This is a genomic window from Acidithiobacillus sp. TH-A36 (assembly GCF_057473445.1).
In genome coordinates this window covers 1-2,441 of the sequence record NZ_JBYCKP010000404.1, presented here as the reverse complement: position 1 = coordinate 2,441, position 2,441 = coordinate 1, and the positions used below count along the sequence as shown (strand labels likewise).

The 2,441-nt window shown below is 49.3% G+C and carries 3 protein-coding genes; all 3 read left to right on the top strand.

Annotation, left to right across the window (positions count from 1 at the left end; all coding sequences use genetic code 11):
• The coding region (locus AC2VLY_RS10490) for a nucleotide-binding protein (protein WP_486922229.1) at positions 1–621 on the top strand (621 nt) is incomplete at its 5' end.
• The gene (locus AC2VLY_RS10485; protein WP_075323791.1) at positions 614–850 is read left to right on the top strand and encodes a hypothetical protein; all 237 of its coding nucleotides are present in this window, start codon (positions 614–616) and stop codon (positions 848–850) included. The genes AC2VLY_RS10490 and AC2VLY_RS10485, both read left to right, overlap by 8 nt.
• 20 nt (positions 851–870) lie before the next feature.
• Positions 871–1,980: a replication protein gene (locus AC2VLY_RS10480; protein ID WP_486892979.1), complete on the top strand. Its 1,110-nt coding sequence runs from the start codon at positions 871–873 to the stop codon at positions 1,978–1,980.
• Positions 1,981–2,441 lie beyond the last annotated feature (461 nt).

Here is a 2,441-nt window from a genome sequence, read left to right as displayed (position 1 = left end):
GGAAGTGGCAAAACAACGCTTGCCGCGCATCTTTCTGTAGAAGCTGAGCGGACCGGTGGTGGAGACGTATGGTTAATTGATACAGACAAGCAATCTACATTGAGCCAGTGGCATTCTCGCCGAGAGGCAGAGACGCCTGGAAAGCTGGAGGTTCCTTTCGCACGGTTACCAATGGGCTTGCAAACCCTTGCCACACAGAATGCGGCATATTGTTTCATTGATACGCCGCCAACCATCTCGGAACAAAGCAAGACTGTTATTGAGCTTGCCGATCTTGTTCTAATACCCGTCAGAGCTTCTCCTGCAGATCTTTGGGCCGTGGCAGATACCGTAGAGATTGTTAAGCAAGCGAATAAGCCATTCTTATTTATTATCAATCAGGCGAAATCTCAAGCGACAATCACTGCACAAGCTGTAGCCGCTCTCTCGCAGCACGGCCGTGTTGCTGAAAAATTTATTGTGGACCGGGTGGCCTATGCTGTTGCAATGACCGGTGGGCGTACCGCGCAGGAAATTGCCCCAAAAGGTCCGGCAGCAGATGAAATACACGCCTTGTGGCTTATCATTATTTCATGTTTTAATGAAAAAAGTAAATCAGCAAGGAGAAATGCTAATGGCTAAGACTGCGACTATTGGTCTAACTGGTGCCGATTTAATACCAGCAAAAATTCGTTCCCAAAGCATCAGCTGCCAGCGTGGTGTAACCCCATCTTCAGAGCTTGTTCCGTTACAATTCAGGATGCCTCCCGAGTTTGTGCGTGCCTTTAAGCAAGCAGCCCTCGACCGAGGCTTGAAACTGAATGAATTGCTGAATTTATTATTTCAGGAATTCATGAAAGAAGAAAAGTAAGATGCCGGAAGGGCAGGAACATGATCGATAAGCCGACGCCAGCTAAAAAGTCTAGAAGTCGAAAGACTATTGTGCCAGTGCAGCCAGAAGCTTTCGCAAACCAACAACTCAGTTTGTTTCAGGGATTCTTGGCGAACGGTGAAAATGAGAGGGAGTTACTATCAAATGCTGTAGACCTTTGGGATAATATTCCTCGTTATTCTGTATCCCGCGCCCGCATGAACAGCATGCGAACGGCAGATGGTTTTCTCGAAGAACTTGAGCTTCCTTTCCAGTATCGTGGACGGAAATTTACTGCGGTAATCCACCCCGCACGTGTGACTGGTAAGAACGGTAAGCGACAGAGTTACTATCCAAGCGCGCGCGAGGAATTAATCGAGCACGCACTGAGGAAGATTTCCGCTGAACGGAAGTCTGGTTTTTTTGACCAGCTCGACTATCGCTCAGGAGTCGTTTTTTCCCTACATGCTTTGCGTAGCGAGTTAGAGCGGCAAGGCCATAGTTTGCGGTATGACGAGATTATTGAAGCCTTAGACATCCTCTCCCTGAGTACCATTGACATAGTAGCGCTCAACGCGGATGGTGACGAAATTTGTACGCGGTCAAGCTATCTAGATCGGCTCACGGTGATTAGGCGAAAGGATTATGACGCTGATCGGAATTTGAAGTGCGCCGCGCAGTTTCATCCCCTTGTTACTCAGAGCATTGATCGCGTTACTTACCGCCAGTTCAACTATCAACGTATGATGAAATGCCGCAGTCAAATTGCCCGCTGGCTCTTGAATCAGCTTGTCTTGAAATATACTCAGGCAGCCATGTTGACTCCATTCGAGGTGTACTACAGCACGGTGAAGCGGGACAGCGCTCTGCTGAATGGGTACCGGCTCGAACGTCAAGCTGTTGCGGCTGTTGATGATGCGTGGCAAGAACTAAAGGAGTTGGGAGCCTTAAGTTCTATCAGCAAGAGCGAAAAGCGCGGCCAGCGCGGCAAACTTGATGACGTGATTTATAGTTTACTGCCAACCTACGAATTTATGGCAGAACAGAAGGCAGCTAATCGCCGTCAAGCAAACTTACCCAACCAGCAAAAAAAGCGTGACACTATATCGCTTGGCAGGGGGAATAGGTGACGGGTCGCGTTGATTGGCGGGGGGAATAGGTGACGCTTGGCAGGGGGAATAGGTGACGGGTCGCCAACAGAGACTTCTGTAGCCCATTGTTCGCATCGCTTAGCAGGGGGAATAGGTGACGGGTCGCCCAAAAGACAGGGGGAATAGGTGACGGATCCTCAAAAAAGCAGGGGGAATAGGTGACGGGTCGCCAAAAGGACAAATAAATGCTTCCGAATCTGTGGATAACCATCGAACTTTTGCCTTAAATTCATGCCTCGTTAGGGGGAATAGGTGACGGGTGGAAATCATAACACGCTAATTTTATGTAAAAAGTCCGCCATTTTGCAGCCCTTATCCTTTTTATCCTTTTAATTAACCTTCTTTTATCCGTGGCTCCGCAAGCTCCGCCGCCGTCTCTTGGGGGCTTCGCCCCCGCCGACTCGAACCCACGCCTCTGGACGCTTCGCGTCCGACTGCGT